This window comes from Mesorhizobium sp. M1A.T.Ca.IN.004.03.1.1 (assembly GCF_003997555.1).
Taxonomy (GTDB): domain Bacteria; phylum Pseudomonadota; class Alphaproteobacteria; order Rhizobiales; family Rhizobiaceae; genus Mesorhizobium.
This window is the reverse complement of sequence record NZ_RZTV01000003.1, coordinates 607,021-622,731: the sequence shown is the minus strand read 5'-3', so window position 1 is coordinate 622,731 and position 15,711 is coordinate 607,021. Positions and strand designations below refer to the sequence as shown.

The window sequence follows — 15,711 nt, the reverse complement described above, 5'->3', positions numbered from 1 at the left end:
ACAGCATTGTGCCGAACATCTTGCAAGCCCGCCCAAGCTGACGAACTTGTTGAAGTTCTAATATTCGACGATGGCCGAAGATCAGCCACCGACGACAGCAAAGCCCCTGGCGCGCAGGCCGCGCCGCTCGTCATGCAGCGAAGTCACCAGGCGGTCGCGGCTGCCGGCAATGTGGGCCGAGAGCAGCCGTGCCGCCTTTTCGGCGTCACCCTTTCGCACGGCAGCCAGGATGGCGTGGTGCTCGGCCCAGGCGCGGCCAAGCGCCGCCTCGTCGCGCACTTCCAGCCAACGCGCGCGGGAGAGCCTGGTCATTGCATCGCGGACTCCCCTAAGCAGGAATTCATTGCCGGAAAGCCTGGCCAGCTCGATGTGAAAATCCAGACCAACGCGGTGCCATTCCTCGCGCGGCGTACCGGCGTCGCAGGAATCGAGCATCGCCGCGATCACCTCGATCCCGCTGCGATCTTCCAGCGACGCCGTCAACCGCACCGCCGCCACCTCGACCGCCTCGCGGTAGACGGCGATCTGGCCGAGCTCGGCGAGATTGATCGGCGCCACCGTCCAGCCGCGGCCGTCACGAGCGATCAGCCCTTCGGTCTCGAGGCGCAGCAGCGCCGCCCTGACCGGGGTGCGGGAGGCGCCGAAGCGGCTTTCGATCCAACGCTCGGTCAGCCGCTCGCCCGGGCCGATCTCGAGCCCGAGGATCATTTCGCGAAGCTGCCTTTCGACATTCTGCATTTGCGACATTGTCGTTCCGCTCTTCGGCACCGCATTGACAGCGGCGGGGTTGAGGTTCATGACGGATACCGATTTGGTATCCCAAAATGGTATCCGGAACAATCCCGGATAACCAAGCAGGCATGACATGGCAGAAAATAGCACCCAGAGCGGCTACAATATCCATTGGCGAGGCAATCTCGCCGTCTGCTTCGCCGGCTCGTTCAGCACGCTGATTGCCATGACGCTGCTGTTGCCGTTCCTGCCGCTTTATGTCGAACAGCTGGGTGCCGAAGGGCACGCGGCAATCGTGCAATGGTCAGGAGTTGCTTACGGTGCCACCTTCTTTGCCGCGGCGCTGGTCGCCCCTCTGTGGGGGCGGCTCGGCGACCGTTACGGCCGCAAGCTGATGCTGGTGCGCGCCTCGTTCGGCATGGCGATCTGCATGTCGCTGACCGGTATGGTCGAAAGCGTCTGGCAATTGGTGTTGCTGAGGCTCCTGATCGGCTTTGCCGGCGGCTACTCCTCGGGCTCGACGATATTGGTGGCGATGCAGACGCCAAAGGAGCGCTCCGGCTGGGCGCTCGGCGTGCTGTCGGCCGGCATCACGGCCGGCTCGCTGGTCGGACCGCTGCTCGGTGGCATGCTGCCGCCGCTGATCGGCATCCGCGCCACCTTCCTGTTGTCGGGCGCTGTCATCTTTCTCGCTTTTCTGGCCACGACTTTCCTGATCAAGGAAAACCCGCCGGCTCCCAAGCCTGTCTCGTCGGCAAAGCCGAAGAGCGGCTGGGCACAGATCCCCGACAAGCGTCCGGTCGTCGCGATGCTGACGACCGGCTTGCTGCTCGCCTTTGCAACCATGTCGATCGAGCCGATCATCACGGTCTATGTGCAGCAGCTCGTCGAGGACCAGAGCAAGGTGACGATGGTCGCGGGCGTGGTGATGTCGGCGGCCGCGCTTGGAACCATCCTGTCCTCGTCGTGGCTGGGCAAGCTTGCCGATCGGGTCGGCCACTGGAACGTGGTCGTCGGCGCGCTCGCGATTTCTGCGCTGCTGCTTGTCCCGCAAGCTTTCGTCACCGACGGCTGGCAGCTGATCGGGTTGCGCTTCCTGATGGGGCTGGCGCTGGGCGGCCTCCTGCCCTGCATCACCAGCGTCATCCGTCACAACATCCCCGACGGCGTCGGCGGCAATGTGCTCGGACTATCGATCTCGGCGCAGTATGTCGGCCAGGTCGCGGGACCGCTCGCCGGAGGCTTCATCGGCGGCCATTTCGGCATGCGGGCGGTGTTCTTGGGCACATCGGTGCTGATGGCGCTGGGGGCGGTCTATAACTGGATTGTCCAGACGCGGCGCGCACGGCATATGCTGCTCGAGGCCGGCGAATCCTGAGCCGCGCGCGATCGAAGACGGAGCATCGAAATGAGTCTTGCCGGGCAACCATCAGACGGCGGCAGCCGCATCCTCGTGCTGGCAGGCGGTCTCGTCGGCGCGGCAGGGGTGGCGCTGTCGGCGGCGGCCGCGCATCGCGGCGGCGCCTTCACCGGCACGGCCGCATCCTTCCTGCTGATGCATGCGCCGGTCTTCCTCGCCATCGGTCTTATCGGCGGCAGCCGGTATCTCAGGATCGCAAGCCTGGCGCTGCTTGTCGGCCTGCTGCTGTTCTCGGGCGATCTTCTCGCCCGGGATTTCCTCGGTTCGCGGCTGTTTCCGATGTCGGCGCCGATCGGCGGCACGCTGCTTATCGTCGGCTGGCTGGCGATTGCGATCTCGGCGCAGTGGCGCCCAGGGTCCTAGATCCGCCTTGCCATTGCTGAGGCTCGTCGGAAAATGGGCCGCGACTACCGCCCTCCCCGACGCAGCCGCCGCTTGCGCGACGCCGGCTCCGCCGCGCGCCGCCGTTCCGGCCGGTCGGTTGGCCGCGAGATGCCCCAGTAGTTGCGATAGATGTCCTCGAAGAGATGGCTGATGGGATGCATGACCTACTTCCTTGAATTGAATCGATCCAATAGACCGACGCGAAAAAGACGGGCTGCTCAGGCGCGCTTGCGCTCCACGATGAAGCGGGGCTGACGCTTCCACGGGCCTGTCTTGCCGCGGCGCCGCTCACCCTGCTCGGCCGAAGCAATGCCCCAATCGTTGCGGTAGACGTCCTCGAACAAAAAGTTGACCGGATGCACGGCACCCTCCTTCTCGAATCTTGCTTCATGTCAGAGACTTGGATCGATTCAAATCATAACCCCTGCACCGCCGTAGTCAAGCGAAAATTTGAATCGATCCAGTAAAAGTAGTAAGTGGACCGTCAGACATTCCGCGTCCATGTTCGACATTAGACCGGATTCGGAGAACAGACATGGCATCACTTATCGAAGGCCAGGCACGCCCCATCCGGCTGGCGGATATTGCCAAGGCGGCGGGCGTCTCGCATGGGACGGCCTCCAATGTCTTCAGTCGCCCGGAGGTCGTGCGCGCCGAGGTGCGCGAGCGGGTCAGGGCGGTGGCGGAGGCGATGGGTTACGCCGGGCCTGATCCGAAAGGCCGTCTGCTGCGCGCCGGCAAGGTCAATGCCATCGGCGTCGGCACGACCGAGCCCCTTTCCTACTTCTTCGAGGATCCCTTCGCCCGCGTCATGATGGCGGGCATTTCCGAGGCCTGCGACGCCACCGGCGCCGGGATCGCATTGGTTTCGGCGGCCAACCAGGAGAAGCTCGCCTGGAACATCCAGAGCGCGCTGGTCGACGGTTTCATCCTGTTCTGCATCGAAGGTGGCTCGCGTCTCGTCGAGCTGACGCGCGAACGCAGGCTGCCCTTCGTGGCGTTGGAGCTCGGCTTTCACGACGAGACGATCTCGGCGATCGGCGTCGACAACATCGCCGGCGGGCGGCTCGCCGCGCGGCATCTTGCCGAACTCGGACATCGCCGTTTCGCCGTGCTGTCGCTTACTCTCGGTGATGACCGCACCGGCTTCGTCACACCCGAAATGGTCCGCTCGGCCGTCTACACGGGAACGCGCGACCGTCTGGCCGGCTATTTCGAGGAACTGTCCGGCTTCGGTGTCGACACGAAGAGCATCCCGGTCTTCGAGACCGAGAACGAGCAAAGGAGCACCTGGGCGGGGCTCGAAGCGATCTTTGCCGGCGGCGAGCGGCCGACCGCCATCCTGGCAATGTCGGACAGGATGGCCATGATCGCCATCGACTGGCTGACTGCGCGCGGTCTGAAAGTGCCGGAAGACGTTTCCGTTGTCGGCTTCGACGGCGTGCCCGACGGCGCGCTCTGCGACCCGCCGCTGACCACGATCGCGCAGCCGATCACCGAGATCGGCCGGCGGGCCGCGCGCATGATCCTCGACTATGACGGCGCGGTGCGGCGCGAGACGATGGGCGTTGAGCTCGTCGTCAGGGCCTCAACGGGCCCTGCTCCCATATCCTAGAACCACATCTCAATATCCGCCGATCCGCGCCGGCATGGGCGGCGCAGCGAACCAGATGCGCGCCGGCTCCGCACGCGCCGGTTTGATGCGGGTCGGGCCGAGACCGGCGAGCCATTCGAGATAGAGCGCCAGTGCGAACTGCATGGCGATGCCGGCAGCGATCAGCAACGTGTCATAGGCGAGGCCGCCCGGATTGATCAGCTTGAGCACCTGAGCGGCCATGGCAATCAGCGTGCCGGCAACGAAGACGGGCAGCGAACGCTTGCCGAGTATCGCCAGCGGATTGTCGGGCTTGGCGCGGAAAAGGTTCGATACGGCCGGCAGGGCGACTACCAGATAGCTGACGGCCAAGATATGCAGCAGCCGCGGCAGCGACAGGAAGGTCTTGTCGAAGCCGCCGATCACCACTGGCAGATTGAACCAGGTGATCTGCCCCCAGAGTGGGCTGTGCACCCAGATCGCCGCGCCCACCACATAGACGCCGGCGAAACCCACCAGCCACCGGTTTACGGGGATGGTGCCGCCGCGCTTGACATGCAGCATGGCGGCAAGGCCGATGTTGAACAGGAACTGCCAGGACAGCGGGTTCAAGAACCAGAGACCCGGCTCGGGATAATTCGGCGGAGCGATCTGCCAGATGCCGGCGACCAGCCACAGCAGCCCGGACACGGTCAGTGCCGCCACGGGCCTGTAGCTGACGAACAGAACGAAGGCCGGCGCCGCCAGAAGCAGCGCCGCATAGACCGGCAGGATGTTGTTGTAGCCGAGCTGATGGCCGAGGGTGACGATGCCGAAAAGCACCTCCGGCGTGTCCTTCATCAGCGGCTCGATGTTGATCATCTTCAACAGCTCCGGGCGGTGGGCGAACACGGCCGTGGCGGAGAACAGGGCGATCACCAGCATGGTGATGACGATGTGGGTGACGTAGAGCACGCCGGCGCGCCGCCACATCTTGAGGGTCGCCAGCAGCCTGCCCCCCGGCTTGAACTTGGTGCCATAGGCGAGCGCCACCGAGATGCCGGAGATCAAAACGAAGGCCTCCGCCGCATCGGAAAAGCCGAGGTTCTTGTAGGTCAGGTTTTCGAAGACGGTACCCGGCACGTGGTCGACGAAAATTGTGAGCAAGGCGAGCGCGCGCAGCACATCGATACGCGTATCGCGTTGAGAAACGGGGATGGTCATCGACAAAAGGCCTCAGAGCTGGTGTTTCATGTCCAGCAATGCGACCCCCGACGCACCGCTTCGATTCCTCCCGTTCGGGAGTGTATCGGCGCAGAAACGGTCCGAAATGCGCCGGGTTCAATCAACTTTCGCGGAGCTTGAAAACATTCCGTTTTGAAGCCGGCAAATCAGCGAAATCACCGTAGAATCAAAAGGATCTGATCATGTCCGAACATGTCAGCAAAAACAGCGAGCTGCAGCATGATCTGCCTTTTTCCTATCGTCTGATCAGGCCGGCAAATGCGAGCGGCGGATGCCTTTTCGTGCTGCATGGATCGGGCGTGGACGAAACGACACTTTTGCCGCTGGCGAGGCAGATCGCGCCGCGCGCGGTGGTTGTCGCAGCACGCGGCCGCATCCGCCAGGAGGACGGTTTTCGCTGGTTCGAGCGAATCACGCCGATCAGCTTCGAGCAGTCGAGCATCCGCGCGGAGACGGCCGCTTTCGCCCAATTCGCAGTGGAAGCCGCACGGCTCCACCAGCTTGATCTCACCCGCGCGACCTTCCTGGGTTACTCAAACGGCGCCAATCTGGTTTCCACGCTGATGCTGCTTCATCCGGGCCTGGTCAGGCAGGCGGCGCTGCTCAGGGCGATGCCGGTGCTCGACGATGCGCCGGCGACGAACCTTGCCGGAACGCGGGTGCTGATCATCGCCGGCGCGGCCGACCAGACCTACGGCCCGTTCGCGCCAGCCTTGGTGACGCTCTTCAGCCAGCGCCGTGCCGAGGTCGATGCGCGCATCGTCGCCTCCGGCCATGAGTTCGGCGAAGCGGATGCCGCGATCGCCCGGCAGTGGCTTGCCGCGACCTCGAGGCCGGCCGCCTGACGAGACATAGACGCTGCTGCCAAGGCTAGCCCTGCCCCATCCGGTTCCAGGCATCCAGCCCGGCGATCTTGTAGGCTTCGGCCAGCGTCGGATAGTTGAAGGTGTTGTTGACGAAGAAGTCGACCGTGCCGCCGAGATTGATCACCGCCTGGCCGATATGGATGAGCTCGGTCGCACCCTCGCCGACGATATGGGCGCCGAGCAGGCGGCGCGTGTCGACCGAGAACAGGAGTTTCAGGAAACCTGAGTTGACGCCCATGATGTGGCCGCGCGAGGTCTCCCGGAAGCGCGCCACGCCGACCTCATAGGCGATCCCGCTCTCGCGCACCTGCTCCTCGGACTGGCCGACGGTGGAGATTTCCGGCACGGCGTAGATGCCGTAAGGAAACGTTTCCGGCGGCGGCGGCAGCGCCACGCCGAAGGCATGGCAGGCAGCCACCCTGCCCTGCTCCATCGAGGTCGAGGCCAGACTCGGAAAGCCGATGACGTCGCCGGTGGCATAGATATTGGGCGCGCTGGTCTGAAATGTCTGGGGATCGACCTTGATGCGGCCGCGGCTGTCGGCCTCGATGCCGACCATGTCGAGCCCGAGGCTGCCAAGATTGCCGCTGCGGCCTGCAGCGTAAAGCACGATTTCGGAGCGGATGGTGCGGCCGTCGGCAAGGGTCACTTCGGCATGATCGGGCTTGGAGGCGATTTCTTTTACCGTGCTGCCGAGGCGAATGGTCATGCCGCGGTCGCGCATCTGATGGATGAAGTCGTCGACGATTTCGCGATCGACGAAATCGAGGATGGTGTTGCGCGGCTCGACCAGCGTCACCGGCACGTCGAGCGCCGAAAAGATGGTCGCGTATTCGACGCCGATGACGCCGGCGCCGATGACGGTCAGCGTGCGCGGCAACCGGTCGAGTTCCAGCATCTCGTCGCTGTCGAAGACGCGCGTCTTGTCGAACGGCACGTCGCGCGGGCGGTGCGGCCTGGTGCCGACGGCGATCAGCGCATTGGCGAAACCGATCTCGCTATAGTCGCCATTGTCGGTGGTCAGGCTGACCTTGTTTGCGCCGATGAATCTGGCCGTGGCCCGCGCGCTTTTGACCGCGTTGCGCATGAACTGATGCTGCAGCACCTCGACTTCGTGATCGAGCGTCTTGTGCAGGCGCTCGACGAGGTCGCTGACCGAAATATCCTGCTTGACCCGGTAGCCGCGCCCGTAGAAGCCGCGCTCGCGCCAGCCGGAGAGATTGAGCACCGTTTCGCGCAGCGTCTTGGACGGAATGGTGCCGGTGTGCACGGAGACGCCGCCGAGACGCCGGCCCCTATCGACGACCAAAACCGACTTGCCGAGCTTGGCCGACTGCACCGCGGCGCGGCGCCCGGAGGGGCCGCTGCCGATGACCAGCATGTCGTAGTCCATATTCCCCATCCCCTCGGCGTCTTGTTGCGCCGCAGCAGGCTAACGCGATCCGCGCCATGAATTCAATCGCCGCAGCGCCGCTCGCCACAGCCTGCCGCGCCGGCGTCACGAGCAGTCCATCTTGATTCCGCCACCGGCTTTCACCATTTCAGTGGCGAATGGCCGAGACTTGTTTCCGGCCTGTTGCGAGGCATGACACATGAACACGCGCGTGCTGGACGGCGAGATTATCACCACAAGGCTCGAGGATACACGCGCCTACCGCGGCGTGCGCACCAGGCGCATCTTCGCCTTCATCCTCGACTATTTCTTCGTGGCGCTGCTCACCATCCCCTTCGCCATATTGGTCGCCCTACTCGGGCTTTTGACCTTCGGCCTGGGCTGGGCCCTGTTCTCCGTCCTGCTTCCGGCGGTTGCCATCCTCTACATCTGGAACACGCTGGGCAGCCGCGACCAGGCCACAACCGGCATGAAGATCATGGGCATCCGGCTTGAGAGGCTCGACGGCGCGCGCATCGACGGCCTGACCGCCGTCGTGCATTCGGTGCTGTTCTGGGCCGGCAACGTCATCCTGACGCCGCTGGTGCTGCTGGTCACGCTGTTTTCCGATCGCAAGCGCACGCTGCACGACCTGCTTCTCGGCACCGTCGTCACCCGCACCGATAGCTGACGCTATGTGCGGCCGCCGTCGCCGCGCCGGTTGTGCTAGATATGAACAGCTTGAGCCGGCCGCGACAGCACAATCCTGTTGAATTTTTCGCCGGCCGGGCCAAAGGTAGGGCGATTCGCAGGAGCGTGTCCAAGAATCGATGACGCAGCATCCGACCCAGTCGCCGCAGTTCTTCCTGACCGCGCCGTCCCCGTGCCCCTATCTGGAGGGCCAGTTCGAGCGCAAGGTGTTCACGCACCTTGTCGGCGACAAGGCGCCCGAGATGAACGATCTGCTCACGCAAGGCGGCTTCCGGCGTTCCCAGAACATCGCCTACCGGCCGGCCTGCGAATCCTGCCGCGCCTGCGTGTCGGTGCGTATCCTGGCGCAGGAGTTCACCGCCAGCCGCAACATGCGCCGCGTCACCCAGCGCAATGCCGACCTCATCGGCGCCATGCACGACGCGCAGCCTTCCACCGAGCAATATTCGCTGTTTCGCGCCTATCTCGACGCGCGCCATCGCCGCGGCGGGATGTCCGACATGACAGTGCTCGACTATGCGATGATGGTCGAGGACACGCATGTCGACACCAAGATCATCGAATACCGGCGCCGCGGCCCCGACACCTTCATCACCGGCAAGGGCCAGGGTGAATTGATTGCGGTGGCGCTGACCGACAAGATGGCCGACGGCCTGTCGATGGTCTATTCCTACTTCAATCCCGATTTCGAGGACCGCTCGCTCGGCACCTTCATGATCCTCGATCACATCGCCCGCGCCAAGGCGATGGGACTGCCCCACGTCTATCTCGGCTACTGGGTCAACGGCTCGCGCAAGATGAGCTATAAGATGCGTTTCATGCCGCAGGAGCATCTCGGTCCGAAAGGCTGGGAACGCTACGACCACGAAGCGGTCATTCGCTGACGTTTTTCCAAAGCCCGTTCTTAAACTGTTTCAAGGGGCAGGAAGCTGGTGTTTCCGCCACTCGCTGGAAGAGTGCGCCATCGATCCAGCCGCCGCCTGCAAATCATTGCGAGACCAATCATGTCTTCCCACCACGACCATCAGAAAGGCCTGCTGATCACCGCGATCGGCGGCCTGGTGCTCACCTTCGACATTCCCCTGATCCGGCTCGCGGATGGCAGCCCGTGGACCATCATGGCGCTGCGGACCGGGACAACGCTCGTCGCCACCCTGTTGATTTGGGTCGTCTGGCGAGCGGTGCGCGGCAACGTGCCGAAGCTCATCCCCGGCTGGTCGGGCCTGGCGGCGGCGATCTGCTACGGCCTGACTTCGATCACCTTCGTCACCGCCGTCTATCATACCTCGACCGCCGACCTCGTCTTCATCCTGGCCTTCAACACCGTCTTCGCGGCGCTGCTCTCCTGGCTGTTCCTCAGAGAACGACCGCGGCTGAGCACCGTGATCGCAATGCTGGCGATGATCGTCGGCGTGCTGATCATCGTCGGCGGTTCGGTCGGCACCGGAAAACTGTTCGGCGATTTCATGGCGCTCTGCTCGGCTTTCTTCGTCGCACTCGCCATCACCATCTCGCGCGCCAGCGGCAAGGACATGGGCTTCACCGCGCTGGTCGGCGTCGTCTTTCCGCTGGCCCTCGCCGCATTCATGGTCTCGGGTGAAGGACTGCACGTCAACGCGCCGTGGTGGATCATCTTCAACGGCGCGGTGATCATGCCGATCTCGTTCTTCTGTCTCGCCGCCGGCCCGAAATATATTTCAGGGCCGGAGGTGGCGATGTTCTACGTTCTGGAGACGGTGCTCGCGCCTGTCTGGGTCTGGCTGGTCTTTGCCGAGGCTCCGACACGAAACAGCCTGATCGGCGGCGCGATCCTGATCGTGGCGCTGGTAGCCCACTCGCTCTGGCAATTGCACGAAGGCCGCAGGCGCCGCGCGGCGCTCGCCGTCGCCTACCCGGCCTGAATTTTCCTGGTCTCAGGCGCCGTCTCGATCCGTGGCGGCCCGTTCCCTTCTTCAGCGGCAGGTGGAAGCTCATCCATCAGCTCGACCTCGCGCAGCCATTCGCGCCAGATGGCGACGAGCAGCGCCATCAGTACAGGGCCTATGAAGAGGCCGAGGAAGCCCATCGTCTTGACGCCGCCGATCAGGCCGAAAAAGGTCGGCAGGAAAGGCAGCTTGATCGGCCCGCCGACCAGCTTCGGGCGCAGCGTCTTGTCGACGATGAAAAGCTCGACCGCGCCCCAGACGAACAGCGCGAGGCCCGCAAACAACTTGCCGCTGGCCGCGAGGTAGATCGACACCAGCGTAAAGGAGAGCGGCGCCCCGCCCGGGATTAGTGCCATGATGCCGGTAAGCGCGCCGAGCGTGACCGGCGACGGCACGCCGGCCAGCCAATAGGCGACACCCAGCACCACGCCCTCGCCGATGGCGATGACGGTCATGCCGGTGACGGTCGATGAAATGGTAGCCGGCACGACGCGCGAGATGCGCTCCCAGCGAGTCGGCAGGATGCGCTCGCCGAGGCGATCAACCTGCGCCGCGAAGCCCTCGCCGTCGCGATAGGCAAAGAACAGCGCGATCAGCATGAAAAGCAGCGTGAGCAGCAGCCCGAAGGCGCTGCCGCCGGCGGCCAGCGCGCCGCGATAGATGGTGCCGATGTTGGAGCCGCTGACCATCTGGATCAATTCGCCGATGCCGCCGGGATGGCCGAGATTGGCCGTCCACTGCTGGTTCAGCCATTCGCCGACGACCGGCATGGTGGCGATCCATTGGGGCGTGGCAGAGCCGTGGCGGTTGGTCTCGATCGCCCAGACCACCCACTCGCGAAGCTCGTTGATGGCGTAAGTGCCGGCGAGCGCTATCGGCACCACCAGGAAGGTCAGGATGAACAGGATCGCGAGGGTCGCGGCGATCGTGCGGTTGCCGCCGACCCCGGCGAGCAGCCGGCGGTAGAGCGGCCAGCTGGCGAAGGCGATGACGAGCGCCGCCAGCACCGGGAACAGGAAGCCGTGAAAGAAATAGACGCCGGCGGCGACGATCAGCACCAGGAGCCAGCGCGCCGCCGACAGCGGCGGGATGACGGCAGCCCTCAGCGGCGCCGACAGACCGAACAGTCGCTGCCCTGGTTTCTGGATCTCAGCCCGCTTCAACGCGGCGGTTCTCCCCTGCCAGCTCCGATGGTTGCTTATGCACCATCATAGTGCAGCAATCGTGACGATAGTCCAAATGTTTGCGCCTAGCCTCCTCCCCGTGTGGGAGAAGGTGGATCGGCGCGTAGCGCCGAGACGGATAAGGGGTGTTCCAGCGGAGTGTGAGACGTCTGTGTTCCCTGGAACACCCTCGTCCGTCGCCTTCGGCGACACCATTTCCCACAGGGGAGAAGGGGAGCCTCGCTACCCGAACTTGCCCGTCCTCGGGAAACCCTTCGGCACCATGCGACCGGCGGCTGCGCGAGCGCCGATCCACTCGGCCAATTCCTCGCGCGACTTGGTGAAGGTGCGGTCGGCCGAATCCTGCCAGGTCAGCCCCGTTGCAATCGTGAAGGTCTTAAGGTCCAGCACGCCGCCGTCCTTGTATTTCTGCAGGCGCACACCCTTGCCTCGCGCCATTTCCGGGATTTCGGACAGCGGGAAGATCAGCATCTTGCGATTCTCGCCGACGATGGCGAGATGGTCGCCGGCAACCGGAATGCAGCGTTTGGCCTCGTCCGGCGCTTTGACGTTCATCACCTGCTTGCCCTTGCGGGTGTTGGCGATCACCTCTTCCTCGGAGACGACGAAGCCGTTGGCGTCGTAGGAAACCAAGAGCAGCTTGCGCTTCGGGTCGTGGACAAAGGCGGTGACGATGTCCTGGTCGTTCTCCATGTCGACGATGATGCGGATCGGCTCGCCATGGCCGCGCCCGCCCGGCAGCCGATCGGCGCCGATGGTGTAGAACTTGCCGCCGGTGGTGAAGACCAGGATCTTGTCCGTCGTCTGCGCGTGGAAGGCGAGCTTCAGGCTGTCGCCTTCCTTGAAGGCAAGCTGCGAATAGTCGGTCAGGTGACCCTTCATCGCGCGGAGCCAGCCCTTTTCCGAAACCACGACGGTGACAGGCTCGCGCTCGATCATGGCGTGCGCGATATCGGTGAGGTCATGCTCGGGCGCGTCGGCGAACTGGGTGCGGCGTTTGCCGAGCTCGGTCTCCGGACCGAACTTCTTACGAACCTCAGCGACTTCCCACTTGATCGTCGCCCATTGCTTGGCGTCGGAGGCAAGCAATGCCTCGATCTGCTTCTTCTCCTCGGTAAGGCCGTCGAACTCCTTGCGGATTTCGATCTCTTCCAGCTTGCGCAGGGCGCGCAGCCGCATGTTCAGGATGGCTTCGGCCTGATTGTCGGTGAGCGACCAGCGGGCCATCATCACCTGCTTGGGCTCGTCCTCCTCGCGGATGATCCTGATCACCTCGTCGATGTTCAAATAGGCGATCAGATAGCCGGCCAGGATTTCCAGCCGCTTCTCGATCTCGCCCAGCCGATATCTCGAGCGGCGGATCAGCACGTCGCGGCGGTGATCGAGCCATTCCTTCAGCACGCCCTTCAGCGACAGGACGTTCGGCACCTTGCCGCGCGACAGCACGTTCATGTTGAGCGGGAAGCGGCTTTCGAGCTCGGTCAGCTTGAACAGCGATTCCATCAGGATGCCTGGATCGACGCTGCGGCTCTTCGGCACCAGCACGATACGGATATCCTCGGCGCTTTCGTCGCGGACGTCCTCGAGCAGCGGCAGCTTGCGCGCCATCAGGAGCTCGGCGATCTTCTCGATCAGCCTGGCCTTCTGGACGCCATAGGGGATTTCGGTGACGACGATGCTCCAGGTGCCCCTGCCCTGGTCCTCCTGGCTCCATCTGGAGCGCACGCGGAAACCGCCGCGGCCGCTCTCATAGGCTTCGAGGATCGAGGCGCGGCTGTCGACGATGATGCCGCCGGTCGGGAAATCCGGCCCTTGGACGAAATCCATCAGCTTCGCCACCGGCGCGTCCGGATGCTCGATCAGATGAAGTGCCGCGTCGCAAAGCTCGGCGGCGTTGTGCGGCGGGATCGAGGTCGCCATGCCGACCGCAATCCCGGACGAGCCGTTGGCGAGCAGGTTCGGGAAGGCGCCGGGAAGAACGGAGGGTTCCTCGTCCTCCTCATTATAGGTCGGCCGGAAGTCGACGGCGTCCTCGGTGATGCCGGCAAGCAGCTCGGTCGCCACCTCCGTCATGCGCGCCTCGGTGTAGCGCATGGCGGCGGCGTTATCGCCGTCGATATTGCCGAAATTGCCCTGCCCGTCGACCAGCGGGTAGCGCATCGAGAATTCCTGCGCGAGCCGCACCAGCGCGTCGTAGATCGACTGGTCGCCATGCGGATGGAACTTACCCATCACCTCGCCGACGATGCGGGCGCATTTGGCGAAGCCCTGATCCGGGTTGAGCCGCAAGAGCCGCATGGCATGCATGATGCGGCGATGGACCGGCTTCAGTCCGTCCCGCACATCCGGCAGCGCCCGGTGCATGATGGTCGACAGCGCATAGGCGAGATAGCGCTTCTCGAGCGCTTCCTTCAGATCGACCGGTTCGATGTTGTCGCCGCCGCCACTGTCTTCAGGCGGCAAATGCCTTTTGCCCATGGATTTGGACTAGCCGAGCGGGTGATTCGCGGCAAGCGCCGGGTTGGCAGTCGGCGGATTCGTCGCAAATGGCGACGTGAAGGATTTCACGGAAGCGGCAAGTTGAACATTCCAGTTTGCCCATTCTGCAACCGGCCCCGGCAGCAAGCGGGCTAACCGGCCAACATCAATCTGTTACATGCGCCCTCTATCTGGGCAGGCAACGCGCCGGCGCAGGAGAGCCGCGGTCTTCATGACAAATTCACCGCATCATGCAATGCGTGCCGGCCGGGTTTGCTTTTCATCGCCGTTTTCGACAAATGTGCCGGGAAACGCCTTGTTCCCGACCCGTTCGTCGCGGAATGGTGATGGAGTAGAATTCAAAAACACTTTTCAGGACAGGGAACTCGCCATGAAAATTCAACGCTCAATGCTCAAGAAACTGGCTTTTTCAACCATTCTGCTGGCCCTGCCGCTCAACACCGCCTTCGCCGCCGATCCGGCGGTGGCCGACCGCGTCAAGGCGGCCCTTGCCGCCCAGGGCGTCGACATTTCCTGGACCGGCGTCTCCGGCGACAATTCGAACGCGGTGCTGCAGGGCGTCTCCATCAAGCCGGCAGCCGAGAAGCAAGCCCTGCCGATCGGCGACGTGAAGCTGGAGGGCATCACCGAGGCCAATGGCGGCTTCCAGATCGCGACCGTCTCGAGCTCGGCCTTCGAGCGCAGCCAGGACGGCGTGACGCTCAACCTCAGCCCCGTTGTCATTCACGGCATGAAGGTGCCGGCCGAAGGCAGCACCGACCCGCTCGGCTCGCTGATGATGTACAAGTCGGCCGAGCTCTCCAACATGACCGTCAAGGTCGGCGACAAGACGGCCTTCTCGATGGACGGGCTGGCCGTCCAGATCACCCCGCCGGCCGACGGCAAGGCGATGGACTTCACCGCCAACACGGAAAAGTTCAACGCCGACCTGACACTGGTCGAGGACCCGAAGTCGAAGGAGGCGATCCAAGCGCTCGGCTACCAGAATATCTCCGGTACGGTCTCGATGGCCGGCACCTGGCAGCCCAGCGACGGCAAGATGGAGCTGTCGAAATACGACATCTCGGTCGAGAATGCCGGCACGCTCGGCATGACCTTCAATCTCGGCGGCTACACCCTCGACTTCATCAAGTCGATGCAGGAGATGCAAAAGAAGTTCGCCGCACAGCCGGAGGGTGCCGACAATTCCGCGCAGGGCATGGCCATGCTCGGCCTCTTGCAGCAGCTGTCCTTCAACGGCGCCTCGGTGCGCTTCGACGACGATTCGCTGACCGGCAAGGTGCTCGACTATGTCGGCAAGCAGCAGGGCATGTCCGGCAAGGACGTCGCCAACCAGGCCAAGGCGATCGTGCCGTTCGGCATGGCGCAGCTCAACAATCCCGAACTGACGGCCGAGGTATCGGCCGCGGTCAACAAGTTCCTCGACGACCCCAAGAGCCTAGAGATCTCGGCCGAACCGCCGGCGTCGGTGCCGTTCGCGCTGATCATGGCCGGCGCCATGTCCAACCCGCTCGACCTGCCGAAGACGCTGGGCGTGAAGGTCAAGGCGAACGAGGACTGATCGGGGCGCTTCGCGCCTGCCAGCATTATCCAACGGCGGTTCGGATGATCCGGATCGCCGTTTTCGTAAGATCAGGGCCTGACCTCCTCGACGAAGGCGTTCGTCGCTCTTTACAAAGAGTATGTCGGACCACACCGGCCCGCCGTGACCCTCCTCGGGGTCTCGGGTTTGGCATTCCCGCAGCAATTGGTGGAAACCCGGGCGGTTGCCCACACGCTCTGACCCAATCCTTGAGAAAA

At 63.9% G+C, this 15,711-nt stretch carries 15 protein-coding genes; 8 read left to right on the top strand and 7 right to left on the bottom strand.

The genetic code is table 11. From position 1 onward, the window contains the following. Nucleotides 1-81 precede the first annotated feature (81 nt). Nucleotides 82-747 carry a GntR family transcriptional regulator gene (locus EOD29_RS13315; protein ID WP_067330206.1) on the bottom strand — a complete coding sequence of 222 codons (666 nt, stop codon included), beginning with the start codon at nt 745-747 and terminating at the stop codon, nt 82-84. A gap of 118 nt (nt 748-865) precedes the next feature. On the opposite strand from EOD29_RS13315, the gene EOD29_RS13310 reads away from it, so the two are divergent. Together EOD29_RS13310 and EOD29_RS13305 are read left to right on the top strand one after the other, a co-directional pair. After that, nucleotides 866-2,110, top strand: a complete 1,245-nt coding sequence (locus EOD29_RS13310; RefSeq protein ID WP_127246936.1) for a multidrug efflux MFS transporter — start codon at nt 866-868, stop codon at nt 2,108-2,110. Between the two features lie 30 nt (nt 2,111-2,140). Then, nucleotides 2,141-2,515: a DUF423 domain-containing protein gene (locus EOD29_RS13305; RefSeq protein WP_127246935.1), complete on the top strand. Its 375-nt coding sequence runs from the start codon at nt 2,141-2,143 to the stop codon at nt 2,513-2,515. Nucleotides 2,516-2,559: 44 nt separating this feature from the next. On the opposite strand, the gene EOD29_RS35955 is transcribed toward EOD29_RS13305, so the two are convergent. Continuing rightward, complete coding sequence (locus EOD29_RS35955; protein WP_095801262.1) at nt 2,560-2,697, bottom strand: hypothetical protein; 138 nt, start codon at nt 2,695-2,697, stop codon at nt 2,560-2,562. 57 nt (nt 2,698-2,754) lie between these two features. Further along, nucleotides 2,755-2,898, bottom strand: coding sequence for a hypothetical protein (locus EOD29_RS35950; protein WP_164763753.1), 144 nt, complete (start codon nt 2,896-2,898; stop codon nt 2,755-2,757). A 173-nt stretch (nt 2,899-3,071) separates the two neighbouring features. Here EOD29_RS35950 and EOD29_RS13300 point away from each other — a divergent pair, with 173 nt between their 5' ends. Beyond that, complete coding sequence (locus EOD29_RS13300) at nt 3,072-4,151, top strand: substrate-binding domain-containing protein (RefSeq protein ID WP_067000691.1); 1,080 nt, start codon at nt 3,072-3,074, stop codon at nt 4,149-4,151. A gap of 9 nt (nt 4,152-4,160) precedes the next feature. Here the strand turns inward: EOD29_RS13300 and opgC are convergent, their stop codons facing one another. After that, nucleotides 4,161-5,333 carry an OpgC domain-containing protein gene (gene opgC / locus EOD29_RS13295; protein ID WP_127246934.1) on the bottom strand — a complete coding sequence of 391 codons (1,173 nt, stop codon included), beginning with the start codon at nt 5,331-5,333 and terminating at the stop codon, nt 4,161-4,163. A 203-nt stretch (nt 5,334-5,536) separates the two neighbouring features. On the opposite strand from opgC, the gene EOD29_RS13290 reads away from it, so the two are divergent. Next, nucleotides 5,537-6,199 carry an alpha/beta hydrolase gene (locus EOD29_RS13290; protein ID WP_127246933.1) on the top strand — a complete coding sequence of 221 codons (663 nt, stop codon included), beginning with the start codon at nt 5,537-5,539 and terminating at the stop codon, nt 6,197-6,199. Between the two features lie 25 nt (nt 6,200-6,224). Here the strand turns inward: EOD29_RS13290 and sthA are convergent, their stop codons facing one another. Then, entirely contained in the window at nt 6,225-7,613 is a 1,389-nt protein-coding gene (sthA, locus tag EOD29_RS13285) for a Si-specific NAD(P)(+) transhydrogenase (protein WP_067330000.1), read from the bottom strand. A 199-nt stretch (nt 7,614-7,812) separates the two neighbouring features. Here sthA and EOD29_RS13280 point away from each other — a divergent pair, with 199 nt between their 5' ends. The 3 genes from EOD29_RS13280 (at nt 7,813) to EOD29_RS13270 (ending at nt 10,204) form a co-directional block, all read left to right on the top strand. Next, entirely contained in the window at nt 7,813-8,283 is a 471-nt protein-coding gene (locus EOD29_RS13280) for an RDD family protein (protein ID WP_127246932.1), read from the top strand. A 139-nt stretch (nt 8,284-8,422) separates the two neighbouring features. After that, on the top strand, nt 8,423-9,187 hold the full coding sequence (locus EOD29_RS13275) for an arginyltransferase (RefSeq protein ID WP_095815147.1): 765 nt from the start codon (nt 8,423-8,425) through the stop codon (nt 9,185-9,187). 120 nt (nt 9,188-9,307) lie between these two features. Next, nucleotides 9,308-10,204 carry a DMT family transporter gene (locus tag EOD29_RS13270; protein ID WP_095824752.1) on the top strand — a complete coding sequence of 299 codons (897 nt, stop codon included), beginning with the start codon at nt 9,308-9,310 and terminating at the stop codon, nt 10,202-10,204. On the opposite strand, the gene EOD29_RS13265 is transcribed toward EOD29_RS13270, so the two are convergent. After that, nucleotides 10,192-11,391 (bottom strand): AI-2E family transporter, encoded by a 1,200-nt coding sequence (locus EOD29_RS13265; protein ID WP_067329987.1) that lies wholly within the window; start codon nt 11,389-11,391, stop codon nt 10,192-10,194. The two genes, EOD29_RS13270 and EOD29_RS13265, sit on opposite strands and share 13 nt — an antisense overlap. Nucleotides 11,392-11,634: 243 nt before the next feature. After that, a complete protein-coding gene (gene parC / locus EOD29_RS13260; protein ID WP_127246931.1) occupies nt 11,635-13,890 on the bottom strand; it encodes a DNA topoisomerase IV subunit A in 2,256 nt (751 codons plus the stop codon). 391 nt (nt 13,891-14,281) lie between these two features. On the opposite strand from parC, the gene EOD29_RS13255 reads away from it, so the two are divergent. Further along, nucleotides 14,282-15,472 carry a hypothetical protein gene (locus EOD29_RS13255; RefSeq protein ID WP_127246930.1) on the top strand — a complete coding sequence of 397 codons (1,191 nt, stop codon included), beginning with the start codon at nt 14,282-14,284 and terminating at the stop codon, nt 15,470-15,472. The last annotated feature ends 239 nt before the right edge of the window (nt 15,473-15,711 follow it).

Bases quoted from the DNA above. Each gene is read 5' to 3' on its own strand.
- EOD29_RS13315 (WP_067330206.1), bottom strand. From the start codon at position 747: ATGTCGCAAATGCAGAATGTCGAAAGGCAGCTTCGCGAAATGATCCTC.
- EOD29_RS13310 (WP_127246936.1), top strand. From the start codon at position 866: ATGGCAGAAAATAGCACCCAGAGCGGCTACAATATCCATTGGCGAGGC.
- EOD29_RS13305 (WP_127246935.1), top strand. From the start codon at position 2,141: ATGAGTCTTGCCGGGCAACCATCAGACGGCGGCAGCCGCATCCTCGTG.
- EOD29_RS35955 (WP_095801262.1), bottom strand. From the start codon at position 2,697: ATGCATCCCATCAGCCATCTCTTCGAGGACATCTATCGCAACTACTGG.
- EOD29_RS13300 (WP_067000691.1), top strand. From the start codon at position 3,072: ATGGCATCACTTATCGAAGGCCAGGCACGCCCCATCCGGCTGGCGGAT.
- opgC (WP_127246934.1), bottom strand. From the start codon at position 5,333: ATGACCATCCCCGTTTCTCAACGCGATACGCGTATCGATGTGCTGCGC.
- EOD29_RS13290 (WP_127246933.1), top strand. From the start codon at position 5,537: ATGTCCGAACATGTCAGCAAAAACAGCGAGCTGCAGCATGATCTGCCT.
- sthA (WP_067330000.1), bottom strand. From the start codon at position 7,613: ATGGACTACGACATGCTGGTCATCGGCAGCGGCCCCTCCGGGCGCCGC.
- EOD29_RS13280 (WP_127246932.1), top strand. From the start codon at position 7,813: ATGAACACGCGCGTGCTGGACGGCGAGATTATCACCACAAGGCTCGAG.
- EOD29_RS13275 (WP_095815147.1), top strand. From the start codon at position 8,423: ATGACGCAGCATCCGACCCAGTCGCCGCAGTTCTTCCTGACCGCGCCG.
- EOD29_RS13270 (WP_095824752.1), top strand. From the start codon at position 9,308: ATGTCTTCCCACCACGACCATCAGAAAGGCCTGCTGATCACCGCGATC.
- parC (WP_127246931.1), bottom strand. From the start codon at position 13,890: ATGGGCAAAAGGCATTTGCCGCCTGAAGACAGTGGCGGCGGCGACAAC.
- EOD29_RS13255 (WP_127246930.1), top strand. From the start codon at position 14,282: ATGAAAATTCAACGCTCAATGCTCAAGAAACTGGCTTTTTCAACCATT.